The 17,125-nt window shown below is 53.4% G+C and carries 19 protein-coding genes; 9 read left to right on the top strand and 10 right to left on the bottom strand.

The genetic code is table 11. The annotated features are described in order from the left end of the window. The first annotated feature begins 2 nt into the window (after positions 1 to 2). From metW to hemW, 4 genes are read left to right on the top strand one after another with little or no spacing between them, the layout of a single operon-like run. Positions 3 to 593, top strand: a complete 591-nt coding sequence (gene metW, locus ACFVYJ_RS07270) for a methionine biosynthesis protein MetW (RefSeq protein WP_419414671.1) — start codon at positions 3 to 5, stop codon at positions 591 to 593. 14 nt (positions 594 to 607) lie between these two features. Then, entirely contained in the window at positions 608 to 1,069 is a 462-nt protein-coding gene (locus tag ACFVYJ_RS07265; protein ID WP_419414672.1) for a DUF4426 domain-containing protein, read from the top strand. Positions 1,070 to 1,119: 50 nt separating this feature from the next. Beyond that, on the top strand, positions 1,120 to 1,722 hold the full coding sequence (locus ACFVYJ_RS07260; RefSeq protein ID WP_419414673.1) for an XTP/dITP diphosphatase: 603 nt from the start codon (positions 1,120 to 1,122) through the stop codon (positions 1,720 to 1,722). 5 nt (positions 1,723 to 1,727) lie between these two features. Next, positions 1,728 to 2,867 (top strand): radical SAM family heme chaperone HemW, encoded by a 1,140-nt coding sequence (gene hemW, locus ACFVYJ_RS07255; protein WP_419414674.1) that lies wholly within the window; start codon positions 1,728 to 1,730, stop codon positions 2,865 to 2,867. Positions 2,868 to 2,918: 51 nt separating this feature from the next. On the opposite strand, the gene ACFVYJ_RS07250 is transcribed toward hemW, so the two are convergent. The 6 genes from ACFVYJ_RS07250 to lptM are packed head-to-tail and all read right to left on the bottom strand — an operon-like array spanning position 2,919 to position 7,470. Further along, the gene (locus tag ACFVYJ_RS07250; RefSeq protein ID WP_419414675.1) at positions 2,919 to 3,641 is read right to left on the bottom strand and encodes an HAD family hydrolase; all 723 of its coding nucleotides are present in this window, start codon (positions 3,639 to 3,641) and stop codon (positions 2,919 to 2,921) included. Next, positions 3,638 to 4,537, bottom strand: coding sequence for a tyrosine recombinase XerC (gene xerC, locus ACFVYJ_RS07245; RefSeq protein WP_463255092.1), 900 nt, complete (start codon positions 4,535 to 4,537; stop codon positions 3,638 to 3,640). The genes ACFVYJ_RS07250 and xerC overlap by 4 nt, the downstream gene beginning before the upstream one ends. Positions 4,538 to 4,542: 5 nt before the next feature. Continuing rightward, a complete protein-coding gene (locus tag ACFVYJ_RS07240; RefSeq protein ID WP_419414677.1) occupies positions 4,543 to 5,235 on the bottom strand; it encodes a DUF484 family protein in 693 nt (230 codons plus the stop codon). Further along, positions 5,232 to 6,062: a diaminopimelate epimerase gene (gene dapF, locus ACFVYJ_RS07235; RefSeq protein WP_419414678.1), complete on the bottom strand. Its 831-nt coding sequence runs from the start codon at positions 6,060 to 6,062 to the stop codon at positions 5,232 to 5,234. The genes ACFVYJ_RS07240 and dapF overlap by 4 nt, the downstream gene beginning before the upstream one ends. A 12-nt stretch (positions 6,063 to 6,074) precedes the next feature. Continuing rightward, positions 6,075 to 7,331: a diaminopimelate decarboxylase gene (gene lysA, locus ACFVYJ_RS07230; protein WP_419414679.1), complete on the bottom strand. Its 1,257-nt coding sequence runs from the start codon at positions 7,329 to 7,331 to the stop codon at positions 6,075 to 6,077. A gap of 10 nt (positions 7,332 to 7,341) precedes the next feature. Next, positions 7,342 to 7,470, bottom strand: a complete 129-nt coding sequence (gene lptM, locus ACFVYJ_RS07225) for an LPS translocon maturation chaperone LptM (RefSeq protein ID WP_419414680.1) — start codon at positions 7,468 to 7,470, stop codon at positions 7,342 to 7,344. A gap of 197 nt (positions 7,471 to 7,667) precedes the next feature. Between lptM and cyaY the strand changes: the two genes are divergently transcribed. Further along, on the top strand, positions 7,668 to 7,991 hold the full coding sequence (gene cyaY, locus ACFVYJ_RS07220; protein ID WP_419414681.1) for an iron donor protein CyaY: 324 nt from the start codon (positions 7,668 to 7,670) through the stop codon (positions 7,989 to 7,991). Here cyaY and waaA read toward each other — a convergent pair. The 3 genes from waaA to ACFVYJ_RS07205 form a co-directional block, all read right to left on the bottom strand. After that, a complete protein-coding gene (waaA, locus tag ACFVYJ_RS07215) occupies positions 7,975 to 9,249 on the bottom strand; it encodes a lipid IV(A) 3-deoxy-D-manno-octulosonic acid transferase (protein ID WP_419414682.1) in 1,275 nt (424 codons plus the stop codon). The genes cyaY and waaA overlap by 17 nt on opposite strands. A gap of 112 nt (positions 9,250 to 9,361) precedes the next feature. Beyond that, positions 9,362 to 10,240: a mitochondrial fission ELM1 family protein gene (locus ACFVYJ_RS07210; RefSeq protein ID WP_419414683.1), complete on the bottom strand. Its 879-nt coding sequence runs from the start codon at positions 10,238 to 10,240 to the stop codon at positions 9,362 to 9,364. 94 nt (positions 10,241 to 10,334) lie between these two features. Further along, on the bottom strand, positions 10,335 to 11,039 hold the full coding sequence (locus ACFVYJ_RS07205) for a hypothetical protein (protein ID WP_419414684.1): 705 nt from the start codon (positions 11,037 to 11,039) through the stop codon (positions 10,335 to 10,337). A 190-nt stretch (positions 11,040 to 11,229) separates the two neighbouring features. Between ACFVYJ_RS07205 and nfsA the strand changes: the two genes are divergently transcribed. The 3 genes from nfsA to ACFVYJ_RS07190 are packed head-to-tail and all read left to right on the top strand — an operon-like array spanning position 11,230 to position 14,009. Beyond that, the gene (gene nfsA, locus ACFVYJ_RS07200; RefSeq protein ID WP_419414685.1) at positions 11,230 to 11,967 is read left to right on the top strand and encodes an oxygen-insensitive NADPH nitroreductase; all 738 of its coding nucleotides are present in this window, start codon (positions 11,230 to 11,232) and stop codon (positions 11,965 to 11,967) included. Between the two features lie 38 nt (positions 11,968 to 12,005). Then, a complete protein-coding gene (locus ACFVYJ_RS07195; RefSeq protein ID WP_419414686.1) occupies positions 12,006 to 13,241 on the top strand; it encodes an EAL and HDOD domain-containing protein in 1,236 nt (411 codons plus the stop codon). A gap of 12 nt (positions 13,242 to 13,253) precedes the next feature. Further along, the gene (locus tag ACFVYJ_RS07190; protein ID WP_419414687.1) at positions 13,254 to 14,009 is read left to right on the top strand and encodes a sulfite exporter TauE/SafE family protein; all 756 of its coding nucleotides are present in this window, start codon (positions 13,254 to 13,256) and stop codon (positions 14,007 to 14,009) included. A gap of 60 nt (positions 14,010 to 14,069) precedes the next feature. Here the strand turns inward: ACFVYJ_RS07190 and ilvD are convergent, their stop codons facing one another. Next, on the bottom strand, positions 14,070 to 15,902 hold the full coding sequence (gene ilvD, locus ACFVYJ_RS07185) for a dihydroxy-acid dehydratase (protein WP_419414688.1): 1,833 nt from the start codon (positions 15,900 to 15,902) through the stop codon (positions 14,070 to 14,072). A gap of 107 nt (positions 15,903 to 16,009) precedes the next feature. Between ilvD and ald the strand changes: the two genes are divergently transcribed. Beyond that, positions 16,010 to 17,110: an alanine dehydrogenase gene (ald, locus tag ACFVYJ_RS07180; protein WP_419414689.1), complete on the top strand. Its 1,101-nt coding sequence runs from the start codon at positions 16,010 to 16,012 to the stop codon at positions 17,108 to 17,110. Positions 17,111 to 17,125: the final 15 nt, after the last annotated feature.

The raw sequence follows: 17,125 nt of genomic DNA, 5'->3' as shown, positions 1-17,125 counted from the left end.
GCATGCGAGCAGATCTTGACCTGATCAAAGACTGGATCAAACCCGAAAGCCGTGTACTCGACCTGTGCTGCGGCAATGGTGAATTATTGCACTACCTGCAAAACCAAAAGCAGGTCACCGGCTTTGGCCTGGAAATAGGCCACGACAACATCACCGATTGCATCCGCAAGAGCGTAAACGTGATCGAAAAGAATATCGAAGAGGGGCTGGCATCGATTCAGGACAACACCTTCGACAGCGTGGTCATGACCCAAGCAATCCAGATCATGATGCGGCCAGACGAAATCCTTGATGAAATGCTGCGTATCGGCAAAGAGTGCATTGTCACTTTCCCCAATTTCGGCCACTGGCGCGCCCGGGGTTATCTGGCGTTTCGCGGTAAAATGCCGGTGTCCAAGTTCCTGCCCTATACTTGGTATAACACGCCAAACACCCACTTCTGTACGTTCAAGGACTTTGAGCGCCTGTGTGTGGAACGAAACATCTATATCATGGATCGAACAGTGGTGGATCATGAACATCAGCACCGGTGGTGGATTCACCTTTGGCCGAATATGCTGGGGGAAATTGCCATCTACCGGATTACCAAATAACGGAGAGGCAGGTCATGAGCAAACTAACAACAATGGCACGTCATGGAATACAGGGAATGCTGCTGGTTGTGGCAACCCTGCTCAGTCAGCCGCTACTCGCAGAGCAGTTCGTTGCCTATGGCGATTACGAAATTCATTACAATGCATTCAATAGCACCTTTATCGATCCCACTATCGCCAAAAATGCCGGTATCCAACGCAGTAAGGTACGCGCATTAGTGAATGTATCCGTGCTCAAAAAACAGGGTGACACCAAAGTGCCGGTAGCTGCTCAGATCAGTGGTATGGCAACCAATCTGATCTCACAAACTCAGAACATCAACTTCAGCAAACTGGATGAGGGTGACGCCATCTATTACCTGGGACAATTCGGTTTTTCTGATGACATGGTGATGCGGATCGCGTTGGATGTGCAGCCCGATGCCAATGTAGCGCCTTATCACCTGGAATTTGAACAGCGATTCTTTGCTCAATAACCCATTCACCCGGGTCTACCAACCACCCGGGGGATCTATACAGATAGCCCATGATCGAAAAAATTGTCCTCGCCAGCGGTAACCGCGGCAAACTGCGTGAATTTAACCAAATCCTCGAATCACTGCAGGTCAGTGTTATTCCACAATCAGAGTTTGATGTAGCCGATGCTAAAGAAACCGGCCTGAGCTTTGTTGAAAATGCCATTCTCAAAGCCCGTCATGCAGCATCTGTCACCGGCTTGCCTGCGTTGGCAGACGATTCAGGCCTGGAAGTAGATGCCCTTAAGGGCGCGCCAGGCATCTACTCCGCCCGCTTTTCCGGCCCTGACGCAACCGATGCCCGTAATAACACCAAGCTGCTGGCCGAACTGGAAGGCCTGCCTGCGGAGCAACGTACTGCCCGCTTTCGCTGCGTGCTGGTCTTTATGCGACATGCCACCGATCCCACGCCCCTGATCTGCCAGGGCACTTGGCAAGGCCGTATTCTGACTGCACCACAGGGGGACAACGGCTTTGGTTATGATCCGCTGTTCTGGATTGACAGCCTGGGCAAAACCTCTGCCCAACTGGCTTCCGCAGAGAAAAACCGCCTCAGCCATCGGGGGCAGGCCGTCGCCGCCTTCAAGCAGGCCATTGCGGCCTATCTAAAGTAAGCTATATGCCACTGCAACTGCCCCCGTTATCGCTCTATATTCATATCCCTTGGTGTGTGCGCAAGTGCCCCTACTGCGATTTCAACTCCCATGCCGTGCGGGATGCGCTGCCCGAGCAGGAATATATCGAATGCCTGCTGGCAGACCTTCGCGATGAAACGCGTTTTGTGCAGGGACGTCAGATTCAGAGCATCTTTTTTGGTGGCGGCACACCCAGTCTGTTCAGTGCTGACAGCTATCAGCGCTTACTGCAGGACATCGATAGCATTACACCGCTAGCCGACGGTATTGAGATCACCCTGGAAGCCAACCCCGGCACCTTTGAACAGGATAAATTTCGTGGTTTCAGGGCGGCGGGCATCAACCGTTTATCCCTTGGGATCCAGAGTTTCAGCAACCCGCAGCTGCAAGCGCTGGGACGCATTCATGATGCCGATGAAGCGCTGCACGCCGCGACGCTGGCGCGAGAGATCTTCCCCCGGCTCAACCTCGACCTGATGCACGGTTTGCCGGATCAGACTTGCACTGCAGCCCTTGCTGATCTTGAGCAAGCACTGAGCGTCAAGCCGGACCACCTTTCGTGGTATCAGCTAACGATAGAACCCAATACCGAATTTCATGCCAGACCACCGCAGTTACCTGTAGATGAAACTCTGTGGCAAATTCAGGAAGAGGGACAACAGCGCCTGGCAGCAGCCGGACTGCAACAATACGAGATATCCGCCTATTGCCAGTCTGAGCAGGAAGCACGGCACAATCTGAACTACTGGCAATTTGGTGATTACATCGGCATTGGTGCTGGTGCGCACGGCAAGCTGACGCTGCCGGAACAGGCGACCATTTTACGTCGCTGGAAACAAAAACAGCCCAAGGCCTATATGCAGGCAGAAAGTCGGCTGGGCGGCGAAACCATCATCAGCCAGAATGAACTGGCATTTGAGTTTATGTTGAACGCCCTGCGCCTAACCCAGGGCGTCGACAGCGAGTTACTGCAGGCCTACACCGGCCTGACACTGGAACAGCTCTCACCACAATTAAACGAAGCGCGGCGCCGGGGTCTGTTGATCGACAATCCGCATCAACTGGCACCCACCCAACAGGGGCGTCTGTTTCTTAATGATTTACTGGGAATATTTCTGGATTAATCCGCACGCAGCACAGCAGACAGCAGCCCCAAATAAGAACCCACGGCCGACTTACAATCTGACCCGGTTTTGAGCCAGCTCATTAATCTCAGCCACCCGTTGCGGGATTTCACTGAGACAGGTGACGTGTGCATCAGCCAGCACTGGCTGCGCACACTGACCCTGTAAATTAACCCAAATGGTCCATAACCCCAGCTGCCGGGCACCCTCAATATCATGCTGAGGGTTATCGCCAATATGGATCACCTGCTCTGGTCGCAACCGGGTATGGCTCAGCATGGTTTCAAACATCAGCGGGTGCGGTTTCATCGCTCCCACCTCATCCGCCTTGAACTGAAAGTCCATCAGTTCATCCAGACCCACGCGTTGAATATCGGCATTACCATTGCTTAACGCGCCAAGCACATAGCCCTGTTGTTTAAGGTCACGTAACATATCCCAGGCATGAGAGAAAAATTCCACCTGCTGGCGGGCGTGCAAAAAAACAGCAAACGCCTGTTGCGCCAGCTGTTCAACTTGCGAATCTGAATATCCGGTTTGTTGTAACCCGAAACGTAACTGCTCCAGGCGTATCAAGCTGACACTGTGGGCGATCTCGGGTTTTTCTGCCAACACGGTGGCGCGCAGATCTACCAGATCCTGTAGCTGATAACTCTGGGTAAATGCCGGCGCATTCTGCGCCAGCCAGTCAAACAGGGTTTGATTAGCCTGCCGGATTACCGGGTCAACGGCCCACAGGGTATCGTCCAGATCAAACGTAATGCAGCGAATCATTTCTTGGCCTTTTTCGCCCGTGGATGGGCTTTTTCGTATACCTGCATCAAGTGCTGGAAGTCGAGATGAGTATAGATCTGGGTGGTGGATATATCTTCATGCCCCAGCAGCTCCTGGACGGCTCTGAGGTCACCACTGGACTCCAACACATGGCTGGCAAAACTATGCCGCAGCCGGTGAGGATGCACCTGTCCCTGCACACCCATGCGACGCCCCCAGTAATCCATACGTTGCTGTGCCGCCCGTACTGACAGACGACTGCCACGACTGCTGACGAACAGCGCATTGTCGTAAGCATCTGCCAGTTCATGACGGACCTCCAGCCATTGATCCAGTGCTGCCAGGGCCTTGCCACCGATGGGTAGCATGCGGCTCTTGCGGCCTTTACCGGTTACCACCAGGCTATGGTCATGCAGGTCCAGATCATTCAGGTTCAGGCTGATCAGCTCCGAAATACGCAACCCGGACGAGTAAATCAGCTCCATCATAGCGGCATCCCGGGCAGAGATTGCATCTGTAATCGGAATTTCCAACAGCTGACCGATCTGATCCACATCCAGGGTCGCGGGTAATTTACGTGCTGATTTAGGTGCTTGTACTGCATCGGCGGGATTCTGATCCGCCAAGCGTTCACGGATTAGAAAGCGGTAGAAGCTGCGAATAGCAGAGAGATGGCGCTGAATGCTTTTGCCGGACAAGCCCTTGCGATGCAAGCCGGCAATATAATGGCGTAATTGTTTAGTCTGTAGCGCCTGCCAGCTGTCTATCTGTTGCTGTTCAGCATAATCAAACAGGCGCTTCAGGTCCCGACGGTAGTTACTCTGAGTATGCGGGGACAACTGACGTTCACTGGCCAGATGCTGCAGATACTGCTCCAGCCCCGTGAACATATTCATCACCTTTACTGCACCTGGTGTAGCACCCGGCTGACAATCCGGCTCAGCACTTCACCGACATAGCTGAGCAGTACCGTGCCCTGACTGCTCTGGAAATAGCTCGGATCAAAACTGCCGATGGCCAGCAGACCCAGTGTTTCGCCCTGAACCAAGGGTACTACTGCGGCTGACTTCACTTTATTGGCATGATCTTGAAAGATAAACTGGTTTTCCACTTCGGTCAGTTGACCGCAGCAAGGTAGGTTGGAAGAAACCAAAGCATCTATCACTGCGGCCTGATTGCGCGGTACCAACTGCAGGTTATTCGCCGCCAATGGAGCTTCGGTGAACAGCACCAGACTGGTAATATCGCTGTGAAAGTCCTGACACAGACTTTCATCGATGGCGATAGCAATGTCGTCCAGATTTTCCGCTTCCAGCAGACCCAGCACCATGCGTTTAGTTTTTTCAAACTGCACATCGTTATAACGTGCTACCTCAATCATATCTGAAAGGTGAGCACTCAGGTCTTGATTACGTTCCCGCAGCATAGAGGTCTGCCGCTCCACCAATGACACAGCACGACCTGTCTCATGGGGTACCTGCAGTACCTCGAGCAACCGACTGTTACCCACAAAAAAATCCGGATGTGCTAACAGGTACTCAGCCACCTGTGCTGGTGAAATAGAGGTATTAGCCTCAGCTTCGCTGTTCATCATAAAAAAATCTGTCCTTCAAAAACCGTGGTCGCAGGCCCAGTCATAATGACCGGTTCACCATCACCCGTCCAGCTTATCTCCAGTGCACCACCGGGCAAATGCACGGTCACAGGCATATCCAGCAACCCGCGCAAACGCCCGGCAACAACTGCCGCGCAGGCACCGGTGCCGCAGGCCTGGGTTTCGCCTACACCGCGTTCAAACACCCGCAGTTTGATCTCATTCCGCGAGACCACCTGCATAAAACCGATGTTAGCTTTGGCCGGAAAGCTCGAATGCTTTTCCAAGGCAGGCCCCAACGTTGCCACCGGTGCGGTATCGACACTGTCCACCAGCAGCACCCCATGCGGGTTGCCCATGGAAACCGCACTTAACTCGACGGTGGTATCCAGTACCTCCAGCCGGTAAGTAACCGCCTGCTGTTCCGCCTGGAAGGGGACCTGTGCCGGAGCCAACACCGGAGCCCCCATATTCACTTCCACCTGTTTATCTTGGCGCAGTTTCAGCTGCGCCCGACCATTGGCCGTTTGCACCCGGATATCCTGCTTCGCCGTCAGACGTTTATCCCGCACAAAACGGGCAAAACAACGAGCACCGTTGCCGCAGTTTTCAACTTCTGAGCCATCGGCATTAAAAATCCGGTAGGAAAAATCCACATCAGGCTCGGTTGGCGGTTCAACAATCAATAACTGATCAAAGCCGATACCGGTGTGACGGTCGCCTAGTTTTTTAACCAGCTTTGGCGTGACTTTAATACGCTGGCTCACCAGGTCCAGCACCATAAAGTCATTACCCAAACCATGCATTTTGGTAAAACGCACCAGCATTGTCCGATTACCTCAACGATCCTTGGGCAACAATTGTTCACCGCGCAGCATGTCATCTACCGATTCACGCTGACGAATAAGGTACTGTTTGTCGTCATCCACCATGACTTCAGCTGGACGTCCACGGGTATTGTAGTTAGAGGCCATCACATAACCATAAGCCCCGGCAGAACAGACTGCCAACAGATCGCCCGGTTGCAGGTTAAGCTGACGTCCCTTGCCCAGAAAATCACCTGTTTCACAGACCGGCCCCACCAGATCCCAACTTTGGGTAGCATCGGTTTCCCGGATCTGCAGCGGTATGATTTCCTGATAGGCGCTATACAGCGCAGGGCGGATCAGGTCATTCATTGCCCCATCAATGATGGCGAAATTTTTGTCGCCGGTACACTTAAGGAACTCCACCCGGGTCAGCATCACACCCGCATTGGCGGCGATAGATCGACCCGGTTCGAAGATCAGTTCCAGGTCTCGGCCCTGCAATTTTTGCAAAATCGCACTGATATACTGTTCCGGTGTTGGTGGCACCTCATCGGTGTAACAAACACCCAGGCCACCACCCAAATCAAGGTGTTTGATCTGAATTCCCATCTCGGCCAGGCGATCCAACAACATCAACACCCGATCCAGCGCATCAAGAAAGGGGGCCAGATCAGTCAGCTGACTACCAATATGACAATCAATGCCGGACACCTGGACATTGGCCATCTCTGCCGCACGCTGGTAGATCCGCGGCGCATCATCGATATCGATACCAAACTTGTTTTCTTTCAGGCCGGTGGAAATATACGGGTGCGTACCGGCATCGACATCCGGGTTCACCCGGAAGGAAATTGTCGCAACCTTGCCCTCGGCTGCAGCAACAGCATTCACCCGTTCCAGTTCGGCTTCAGACTCGATATTAAAACAGTGGATACCGACATCCAGCGCGCGCTTAATTTCATGGGGCTGCTTGCCGACACCGGAAAACACCACCCGTGCCGGATCACCACCGGCACGCAGTACCCGCTCTAACTCGCCGATAGACACAATATCAAAACCGGCACCCAGTCGAGCCAGCACGTTCAGCACAGCAATATTAGAGTTGGCCTTGACGGCATAACACACCAGTGAGCGCTGACCTTGCAATGCCTGCGCATAAGCCAGGTACGCCTGTTCCAGTGCTTCACGGGAATACACATAGGTCGGCGTGCCATACTCATCGACAATCCGTTCCAGTGCCAGCTCTTCGCAATAAAGCTGGTCGTTGCGATACTCAAAACTGTCCATTCAAATCTCTTTATTTCTGCGCCGCACTTTGAGGTGCTTCATCCGGCAGATACAGGGGGCCTTTCTGACCACAACCACCCAGCAAAACCAGTGAACCCAGAATAATGGAAAGCATGATGTTGTAGAGTTGATTACGCACGGCCAGACACCCGATGGTTAATGGATAAGCGATCGATTATACCTAAAGCCACTGCTCCCGCTAAGCCGCACCGACAAAAAGTTAACGCTTACGGCATAATGACAACACTATTTTGGAGATGAGCCGCTGCAGCAAATTAGCTATACTCCGGCCGTGATTCGATCCGGGGATGATTCCCCTCAGCCAGGAAGCCCGCCATGACCGAAAGCGAATTTAATGATCACGTAGATGATACATTGCAACAGATAGAAGATATTCTTGACGACGCTGAATCAGATCTGGATTGTCGTAACGGCGGCGGTATTCTCACCGTGATCTGCGAAAACGGCAGCCAGGTCATTTTCACCCGACAAACCCCGGTGAAGCAGCTGTGGGTAGCAGCCCGCAGTGGCGGTTTTCACTACGACTATGATGCAGAAAAAGCCTGTTGGCTGAGAGACACCAATCAACAGCCACTTAATATCATGCTGGAAGAGATTTTTACCGAGCAGGCAGGCGAAACCTTTAGCTTTGATCTCTGAGGCAGTGTTTTTCAACCAGCGCATATAGACGCTCCAACGCCCCACGGTTGGCAGCCACGTAATGTTCAGCCGCCTGACCAACCTGTTGTGCCTGCTCCGGTGCCGACAACCAGTCAGCTACCTGAGTATGCAAAGCGGTTTGATCCTCAACCTGAACCAGACCACCCGCACCTGCCAGCGTATCCACGATTGACTGAAAATTAAAGCAGTGCGGCCCCATCAGAACCGGCTTACCCAAAGCGGCGGGCTCCAGCGGATTATGACCACCACGCGCTACCAGGCTGCCACCAACAAACACCATATCCGCCGCCTGATAAAATAACATCAGCTCACCCATGGTATCAGCCAGGTAAACCTGTGTATCCGCCATTGCTGGCTGCTGCAGGCTTCGCCGACTGCAGGTCAGGCCAGCCGTATTGATCTGTTGCGCAACAGGATCAAACCGCTCCGGATGCCGCGGCACCAGAATCAACAACAGTGCCGGGTAATGCTGCTGCAATTGTTGATACAGCGACAGCAATATCTGCTCTTCGCCCTCATGAGTACTGCCCGCCACCAGCACTGGACGCTGGCCCCCCCACTGGTGCTTAAGCGCATCTGCCTGTTCCATCAGCCCTTGCGGGATAGCCAGATCAAACTTAATACTACCAATCACACTCAGTGCTGCATCAGGCAGACCTAAAGCCACCAGCCGCTGGCCATCGGTTTCATGCTGAGCCGCCACCTGAGCTAACTGCTGCAGCATATTGCGGGTCAAGCCACCAAAGCGGGCATAACCCCGGGCAGAACGTGCTGACAAACGCGCATTAGCCAACAACACAGGCACTTGGGCTGCCGCACAGGCGGCAAGCATATTCGGCCAAAGCTCTGTTTCAACCACCACCAGCCCACGAGGTTTCACCCGGCGGATAAAACGCTGCATGGCATGGGGCAGGTCATAAGGGCAAAAACTGTGCATAACCCGATCACCAAACAGGGCCTCAGCCCGGGCAGCGCCGGTAGCGGTCATATGGGTCAAAAGCAGGGGAATCTCAGGGTGGCGCGACAGTAATAGCTCAACCAACGGGGCAATCGCCACGGTTTCACCCACCGAAACGGCATGAATCCAAAGCGGACGACCTTGTTGCGGTGCCAGCTTGCCAAAGCGCTGACCAATATTACGCCCGTATTCTGGCGCGCTGCGGCTCCGCCGCCACAGGCGCAATAACACCAACGGCAGTAACAGATACCACAATAAGCTATACAAGAAACGTGACATCGATAACCCTGATCAGATCACTGAACAACAAACCCAACGGCATCAAAGTCGCTGATAGTAGCATTTAAGCCAGGCTGAATCAGTGCATGCAGCATCGAGACCCAGTGCGCAATCATTGGCACCAACCACGCTGCAATATCAACTCAGCACAGCGTCCAGCCTCATCAAGCACCGTTGCTGATTGCATTGGCTGCCCCGTAAGAACCTGTTCTAGAGAGCTAATCAGTGCCTGCTGCTCAAGCCGTTGCAAACCACTACCGAGGCGACCCAGACGGCCGCCTTCAACCGCCAGAGTACCCACCTGGCACCCGGCGCTCAGGGCTTCATAAATCATCGACACACTGTCTTCGGTCACCCAGCAGACCTCTGTGGTTGCCAATTTATCTGGTAACCAGCCGGACGGTGTCTCTGCCGCAGGAAAGACCTCAACACCTGGCAACTGCAGCAGTTTCGTCAGGGTACTCTCGGGGGTTCTGCGGGAGGTGGTTAACTGCCAGGTACGACGGGGCTGCTGTGCTATCAGTGACTGCAGCTGCGCCAGCAGACGGTCTTCATGCCACGTCACATGTTTGCTGGGGCCACCAATCAACAGCATGCCGCTGTTAGCTGTTTTGACCCCGGGCAGCATTCTATTGAGCGCCCCACGGGTGGGCACTACATTCGCCCGTGCCGAAGGCTGGTCATGCTCCGGTATCAGACAAAGATCGAACCAGGACAGTGGCAGGCTTGGCTTCATCAGCACCACCGCAGGAACTTTCAACTGTCTACCCAGCAGCAGCAAACTGCGGTGGGTCGCATGTCCGGCACCCACTAACAGATCGACCTGCGCGGCTGATGTGCTAAATAAACTGGCCAGTTGCTGATGCAAACTAAGCGGGGCATGTTGCGTTATTTCCAGTTGCGGACAACGCCGCTGCAAGGCTTCCGCCAAACCCAGGCTTTGGTTCAGATGACCAGGTTTGCCATCGCTGATAATCCAGATCTGTGCCACACACACTCCGCAAGCAAAGGTAACGGTTAATTACCGACAGGGGAAAAACTTAATAATACGTGATTCAATTGAAAAGCCCTATCGCAGCAATGAATTACGAGTTTTGCTGACGACGGTTGCAATTGCATAACTGATGCTGGATATGCAGTTTCAAAGCATGCAGGCAGAGACCAAGCCAAGGCAATAAACGTCCTGTTCGGCCACTACTGCTGAGGGTGGCCGTGGTCATTTGCACCGGAAGCTGAAGCTGGCAAATCGATAGCAGCAGACATAAATCGCTATCATCACTGCCGGGCGGAAAACCTCCCAAAGAAGCCAGCATACTCTTGCTGACACAGTAACCCTGTTCCGGAAGGGGCAACTTGATGGCTCTGCTGAGCAGGTTAATTAACGGATTTAATAATCGAAACTGCAACGGCGCAGATTTCAAATAGCGTACCCGGGCACACACCACACCCCGGAACTGATCCAGTTGCATGGTCTGCATTTCGGAGATGAGTTTGATATTCAGGAGATGATCGGGGCGTAGAAACCACAACCAACGCCCCTGAGCGGTAGCGGTGGCGGTATTTAACTGGGCGGTAGTACTTTCCGCTGCACACAACCACTTAATCTGACACTGACTCAGACATGCGTGCACCGGTTCTCGTTCCAGTTGCCGGAAATAATGGCCACTACTGACAAAAATAACCTCTGACCCATCAGGCAGTGCCTGCATGGCTTTGAGCCAGTCCGGATCCAGCGAAGTCTGCCGGCCCAGCGGAATAATCACTGTCAGCTTGGGCATTTCGGGTACCATCGAGCATCAGCTCCATTTTGGTCAATCTGCGCGGCCTTACATCTTTGTTGCGCCGCACAACAGAGCACACCATCTTAATACGAATGTATAAGATGATGCAAAAATAACCAATTCTATGCCAGCTCTGGCCTCTGCCGTACCGCCATTGCTATGATCAACCCCTGACACCTATAAGACAGCCACAGACACCATGACTGACGTGATTAAGCTTATTAAGTCCCACCGTTCTATCCGTAAATTTACCGATCAAGTCGTTGATCAGACAACGGTAGAAGATTGTATTGCCGCCGGGCAGGCAGCCCCGACATCCAGCTTCATTCAGGCCTGTACGGTGATTCAGGTAAATACCCCTGAGACCCGGGCGTCAATTGCTGAATGGGCCGGTAATCAAACCTATGTGGCACAGGCGCCCGTATTTCTGGTCTTCTGTGCGGATATGCACCGGCATAAACTGGCCTGCGAGATGCACGATGCACCGATGCAAACCGGTTTTACCGAGCAATTTATTACAGCAACGGTGGATTGTGGTTTATTTGCACAAAATGTCGCCCTCGCAGCCGAGTCACTTGGCTTAGGCATCGTCTATATTGGCGGCATTCGGAATCAGATCGATAAAGTTGCCAATGCACTGAACCTGCCGGAGCTGGTTTACCCGGTATTTGGTATGTGTCTGGGCTATCCGGATCAGGATCCTGAGGTGAAACCCCGCTTGCCATTGCCGGTTATTCTGAAACAGGATGAATACAATTTTACTAAAGATTGTAAGGAGATAGCCGAGTACGATAATGCAGTGCGTGACTATTACCGCACCCGTACCGGCGGTCAAAAGGAGATGACCTGGAGTGAACAGATATCGGGCATGCTGGTCAAAGAAGCTCGGCCCCATATGCTGAGTTTCCTCCAAAACCGGGGCTTCCTGGAAAAATAAACAACGTCCATTCAGCTGCAGTACAACAGGAGTCGCCAGTGGCGAGTCAATTAGAAAACGAAGAATCATTGGATCTATTACTGGCACGGCAGCCGGTATTTAATAAAAGCCAGGACGTTGTTGCTTACCTACTGCTATATCGCGGTGCCGGTGGTGAGCTACCGGCCGAGCTGAATGACCACCTCGCCACCTCATCGGTCATTCTGAATACCTATGCCAGCATCTGCCAGCAGGGTGAAGTACGCCACCTGCCCTGCTATATCAAGGTTACCGACTCAACACTGATGTCTGAGCAATTCCCGGAACTGCCAAAAGAGCACTTTGTCCTGGAAATTCTCGGCCACTCAAAAATCACTCCGGAATTTGTCGAGCGTGTAGCTGAACTGTCCCAGCTTGGCTACCGCCTGGCATTAAGTGATTTTGAGCCAAGCGAACGATTTATGCCGCTGCTGAAACACATCCATGTACTGAAACTGGATGTGCAGCGCTTTGGTATTGACGGCCTGGAAAAGATCGTCACCGACCTCAAGCCCTATAACCTGGAGTTGCTGGCGGACAAAGTTGAGACCAAAGAAGAATTCCGCAAGTGTTATGAACTTGGCTTCAGCCTGTTTCAGGGTTATTTCCTCAGCAAGCCTGAACCGATCAAGGGCAAGAAGCTCAGCAGCAGCAAGGTGTTACTGTTGCAACTGATGCTGGAGCTGCAAAGCCCACATGCCTCCGCCGCATCGGTGGAGCAAATTGTCATCAACGATCCGCTGCTGACCTATCGCATCCTACGGGTGGTGAATTCTGCTGCCTTTAACATGCAGCGGGAAATTCAGTCGTTGTCCCATGCAATTACTTTGCTGGGCTTTGACCAGATCCGCAAATGGGTCAGCCTGTTCCTGGTCTCAGATACCGCCGACAAACCGGAAGAACTTACCCGAATCATGTTGGTACGTGGCCGAATGTCGGAGATTATCGGCGAAATGACCGGTTTAGATCAGCCAATCAGCGCCTTCATCACCGGGCTGTTTTCGCAACTGGATGTGCTGTTGGATATGCAGATGACCGACCTGCTATCTCAGGTGCCACTGCAGGATGAAATCAAAGCGGCCCTGCTGGATAAAAGCGGGCAGCTTGGCAAGATCCTGAATGAGGTTGAGCTGTACGAGGCTGGAGATTTCGACAACCTCGGCAAGCTACTGGAAACCCGTTTCTACGAAACCGCCTACCGGCACAGCCTGTCCTGGTCACAACAGGTGATGCAGACCCTATACAGCAACGACTGAGCGTAGCCTGGCATGGATATTGGCCTGCTATTCCCCGACCTGCTCAATGAGTGGGTCATTGCAGGTCTGATCCTGACAGCAGGCTTCACCTCTTTCATGACCGCAGCCATGGGTATTGGCGGTGGCGTATTATTACTGGTGGTGATGGCTTCGGTAATGCCCGTCAGCGCCCTGATACCAGTGCATGGACTGGTACAGATGGGCTCCAATGCCAATCGCGCCATACTCACCCGACAACATACTGACTGGCAGCTGGTAGCGGGGTTTACCATCGGAGCAACGCTGGGTGCTGCGGCTGCTTCACTGATTGTGGTGCAACTGCCACTACAGATAATCCAGCTTTCGGTGGCGGTGTTTATTCTTTATCTGGTTTGGGGCCCCAAACCCCGGCAAACACAGATGGGACGTACCGGGCATATGCTTAGTGGTGGGCTCACCACGCTACTATCCATGTTTGTCGGAGCCACCGGACCACTGGTTGCAGGCCTGATACACCGCCAGCAATACGACAAACTGGCCACGACCGCCAACTTTGCCACCTGTATGAGTGTGCAGCATGTACTAAAACTCCTGGTATTTTCGGTGGTAGGTTTTGCCTTCTGGCAATGGTTGCCGCTGATCTTGTTCATGATACTCAGCGGCATGGTCGGCACCTGGCTTGGTATGAAAGTTTTGCATCGTATATCGACCCATCACTTTCGCAGACTATTCCGCATCAGTATCACCTTGCTAGCGTTGCGCTTACTCTGGCAGGGCTTAAGCCAGTAGGTTTAATCCAGACATAAAAAAGGCAGCTATATGGCTGCCTTTTTCTGTTGCGGTAAATAATCAGTCCAACTGCGACAGGTCTCGCACCGCACCCATATCCGCCGAGGTCGCCAGTTTCGCATAGGCTTTCAGTGCAGCAGACACCTTACGTGGGCGCGCTTCCACCGGCTTCCAACCCAGCTTATCCTGCTCGACACGCCGTGCAGCCAGCTCTTCATCGGACAACAAAACATCGATACTGCGGTTTGGAATATCGATACGAATCAGATCACCGTTACGCACCAGACCAATCGCGCCACCCGCTGCTGCTTCAGGCGATACGTGACCAATAGACAGGCCGGAGGTACCTCCGGAGAAACGGCCATCGGTCAGCAGGGCACAAGCCTTACCCAATCCCTTGGACTTGATGTAAGACGTGGGATATAGCATTTCCTGCATACCCGGCCCACCACGAGGGCCTTCATAACGTACAATCACCACATCACCGGCTTTAACTTTATCATCCAGCACATTTGCAACCGCTTCATCCTGAGATTCAGTGATATGCGCAGGGCCTTCAAATACCAAGATGGAGTCATCAACACCTGCTGTTTTTACCACACAACCATTCAGTGCGATGTTACCGTGAAGTACCGCCAAACCACCTTCCAGCGAGAACGCATGCTCAAGGGAGCGGATGCAACCATTAGCACGGTCACCATCCAGCGATGGCCAACGCGTTGCCTGACTAAACGCCACCTGGGTAGGAATACCGGCAGGGCCAGCCTTGAAGAATTCAACCACCTCAGGCGTCGGGTTACGCATGATATCCCACTCATCCAGCGCATCTTTCAGAGTCGCTGAGTGCACAGTAGGGACATCGGTATGCAGCTTACCGGCCCGGTCCAGCTCTCCCAGAATTGCCATAATGCCACCGGCACGATGCACATCTTCAATATGATATTTCTGGGTATTAGGGGCCACCTTACAAAGCTGCGGCACTTCCAACGACATACGATCAATATCCTTCAGCGTGAAGTCGATCTCAGCTTCCTGAGCAATCGCCAACAGATGCAGAATGGTATTGGTAGAACCGCCCATGGCGATATCCAGGGTGATCGCGTTCTCGAAGGCCTTGAAGCCGACTGAACGTGGCAACAGGGTGTCATCATCCTGTTCGTAATAGCGCTTCGCCAAGTCCACAATCAGGTGGCCGGCACGCTTGAACAGCTGTTCACGGTCTGCGTGGGTTGCCAGCACGGTACCGTTGCCCGGCAGAGACAGCCCCAGGGCTTCTGTCAGGCAGTTCATGGAATTGGCGGTAAACATGCCGGAACATGAACCACAGGTCGGACAGGCAGAACGTTCTACCGCATCCACCTCCTCATCAGTGGCCGACGGGTCTGCCGCCAGCACCATGGCATCCACCAGATCCAGCTTATGATCGGCCAATTTGGTTTTGCCAGCTTCCATCGGACCACCGGAGACAAATATCACCGGGACATTGAGGCGCATCGCGGCCATCAGCATGCCGGGGGTAATTTTGTCACAGTTGGAGATACACACCAGCGCATCAGCACAGTGCGCATTCACCATATACTCAACAGAATCGGCAATGATATCCCGAGAGGGCAGTGAATAGAGCATGCCGTCATGGCCCATCGCAATGCCGTCATCCACGGCAATGGTATTGAACTCTTTCGCCACGCCGCCGGCTTTTTCAATCTCACGTGCTACCAGCTGCCCCATGTCCTTGAGGTGAACATGTCCGGGAACAAACTGGGTAAATGAGTTAGCGATGGCAACAATCGGCTTATGAAAGTCTTCATCCGTCATCCCCGTGGCGCGCCACAGGGCACGGGCACCCGCCATATTACGGCCGGCGGTGGAGGTCTTGGAGCGATACTGAGGCATGGAACTGTCCTTTACGATCTTATTCAACGCAGCAAGTATAACGGAATCTCTGCTGACCTGCGCCTGTCTATCTATACTGCACACAAAGATCTTTACGAGGTATCGACATGGATATTGGTGTACCAAAAGAGATCAAGAATCATGAATACCGGGTCGCCCTGCCCCCTTCCGGGGTGAAACAGTTGGTCATCGCTGGACATCAGGTATTTGTAGAACACAATGCCGCCGACCATATCGGTTTCAGCAACCAGGATTATCAGACCGCTGGCGCGATTGTCTGCGACACTGCCGAGCAGGTCTGGCTACAATCCAAGCTCATACTTAAGGTCAAGGAACCACAGACAAGTGAATGCGCCTACCTCAGGCCAGATCATATTCTGTTTACCTATCTGCACCTCGCTGCGGACCAGGCCTTGACCGACAGACTGCTGGCGATTGGCTGCACGGCCATTGCCTATGAAACCGTCACCGGCCGACAGGGCGATCTGCCTCTACTGACCCCCATGAGTGAAGTGGCTGGCCGCATGTCGGTGCAGGCGGGTGCGCACTGTCTGGAAATTTCCCAACAGGGACGCGGCGTATTGCTCAGCGGAGTACCCGGGGTCGAGCCCGCCCAGGTGGTGATTCTGGGTGGTGGTGTGGTCGGCAGTAATGCCGCAGGGGTGGCTCTGGGCATGGGTGCCGATGTCACGGTTCTGGATACTTCACCCAGTCGACTGGCCTGGCTGGAACATACCTATACCGGCCGACTAAGAACCCTATTTTCCACCCCGGAAGCCATTGAACGCCTACTACCCAGCGCGGATCTGGTGATTGGCGCGGTACTGATTCCGGGAGCGGCTGCGCCAAAACTGATTAGTGAAACCCAGGTCAAACAGATGACTAATGGCGCAGTCATTGTTGATGTGGCAATTGACCAGGGAGGCTGTATTGCCACCAGTCGGCCAACCACCCATAGCGATCCTACCTATATGCTGCATAACGTTGTGCATTACTGTGTCGCCAATATGCCGGGGGCTGTCGCCAGGACATCCAGTCAGGCACTCAGCAATGTGACCCTGCCTTACGCTCTGCAATTGGCAGAACATGGCTGGGAAGGTGCCAGCCATTTAGATCCCGGTTTCGCCCAAGGTTTGAACCTGCATCAGGGCAAGATTTATTGCCCGGGTGTAGCCGCAGCCTTTAATCGACCGTTGGCACAGCTATAGCCTACAGATTTGCTT

It is taken from the genome of Pontibacter sp. JAM-7 (assembly GCF_048548695.2).
GTDB lineage: Bacteria > Pseudomonadota > Gammaproteobacteria > Pseudomonadales > Balneatricaceae > Neptuniibacter.
This window is presented reverse-complemented; position numbering and strand designations above follow the sequence as displayed.

Excerpts from the sequence above, each read along its gene's own strand:
- metW (WP_419414671.1), top strand. The coding sequence starts at position 3 with ATGCGAGCAGATCTTGACCTGATCAAAGACTGGATCAAACCCGAAAGC.
- ACFVYJ_RS07265 (WP_419414672.1), top strand. The coding sequence starts at position 608 with ATGAGCAAACTAACAACAATGGCACGTCATGGAATACAGGGAATGCTG.
- ACFVYJ_RS07260 (WP_419414673.1), top strand. The coding sequence starts at position 1,120 with ATGATCGAAAAAATTGTCCTCGCCAGCGGTAACCGCGGCAAACTGCGT.
- hemW (WP_419414674.1), top strand. The coding sequence starts at position 1,728 with ATGCCACTGCAACTGCCCCCGTTATCGCTCTATATTCATATCCCTTGG.
- ACFVYJ_RS07250 (WP_419414675.1), bottom strand. The coding sequence starts at position 3,641 with ATGATTCGCTGCATTACGTTTGATCTGGACGATACCCTGTGGGCCGTT.
- xerC (WP_463255092.1), bottom strand. The coding sequence starts at position 4,537 with ATGAATATGTTCACGGGGCTGGAGCAGTATCTGCAGCATCTGGCCAGT.
- ACFVYJ_RS07240 (WP_419414677.1), bottom strand. The coding sequence starts at position 5,235 with ATGATGAACAGCGAAGCTGAGGCTAATACCTCTATTTCACCAGCACAG.
- dapF (WP_419414678.1), bottom strand. The coding sequence starts at position 6,062 with ATGCTGGTGCGTTTTACCAAAATGCATGGTTTGGGTAATGACTTTATG.
- lysA (WP_419414679.1), bottom strand. The coding sequence starts at position 7,331 with ATGGACAGTTTTGAGTATCGCAACGACCAGCTTTATTGCGAAGAGCTG.
- cyaY (WP_419414681.1), top strand. The coding sequence starts at position 7,668 with ATGACCGAAAGCGAATTTAATGATCACGTAGATGATACATTGCAACAG.
- waaA (WP_419414682.1), bottom strand. The coding sequence starts at position 9,249 with ATGTCACGTTTCTTGTATAGCTTATTGTGGTATCTGTTACTGCCGTTG.
- ACFVYJ_RS07205 (WP_419414684.1), bottom strand. The coding sequence starts at position 11,039 with ATGGTACCCGAAATGCCCAAGCTGACAGTGATTATTCCGCTGGGCCGG.
- nfsA (WP_419414685.1), top strand. The coding sequence starts at position 11,230 with ATGACTGACGTGATTAAGCTTATTAAGTCCCACCGTTCTATCCGTAAA.
- ACFVYJ_RS07190 (WP_419414687.1), top strand. The coding sequence starts at position 13,254 with ATGGATATTGGCCTGCTATTCCCCGACCTGCTCAATGAGTGGGTCATT.
- ilvD (WP_419414688.1), bottom strand. The coding sequence starts at position 15,902 with ATGCCTCAGTATCGCTCCAAGACCTCCACCGCCGGCCGTAATATGGCG.
- ald (WP_419414689.1), top strand. The coding sequence starts at position 16,010 with ATGGATATTGGTGTACCAAAAGAGATCAAGAATCATGAATACCGGGTC.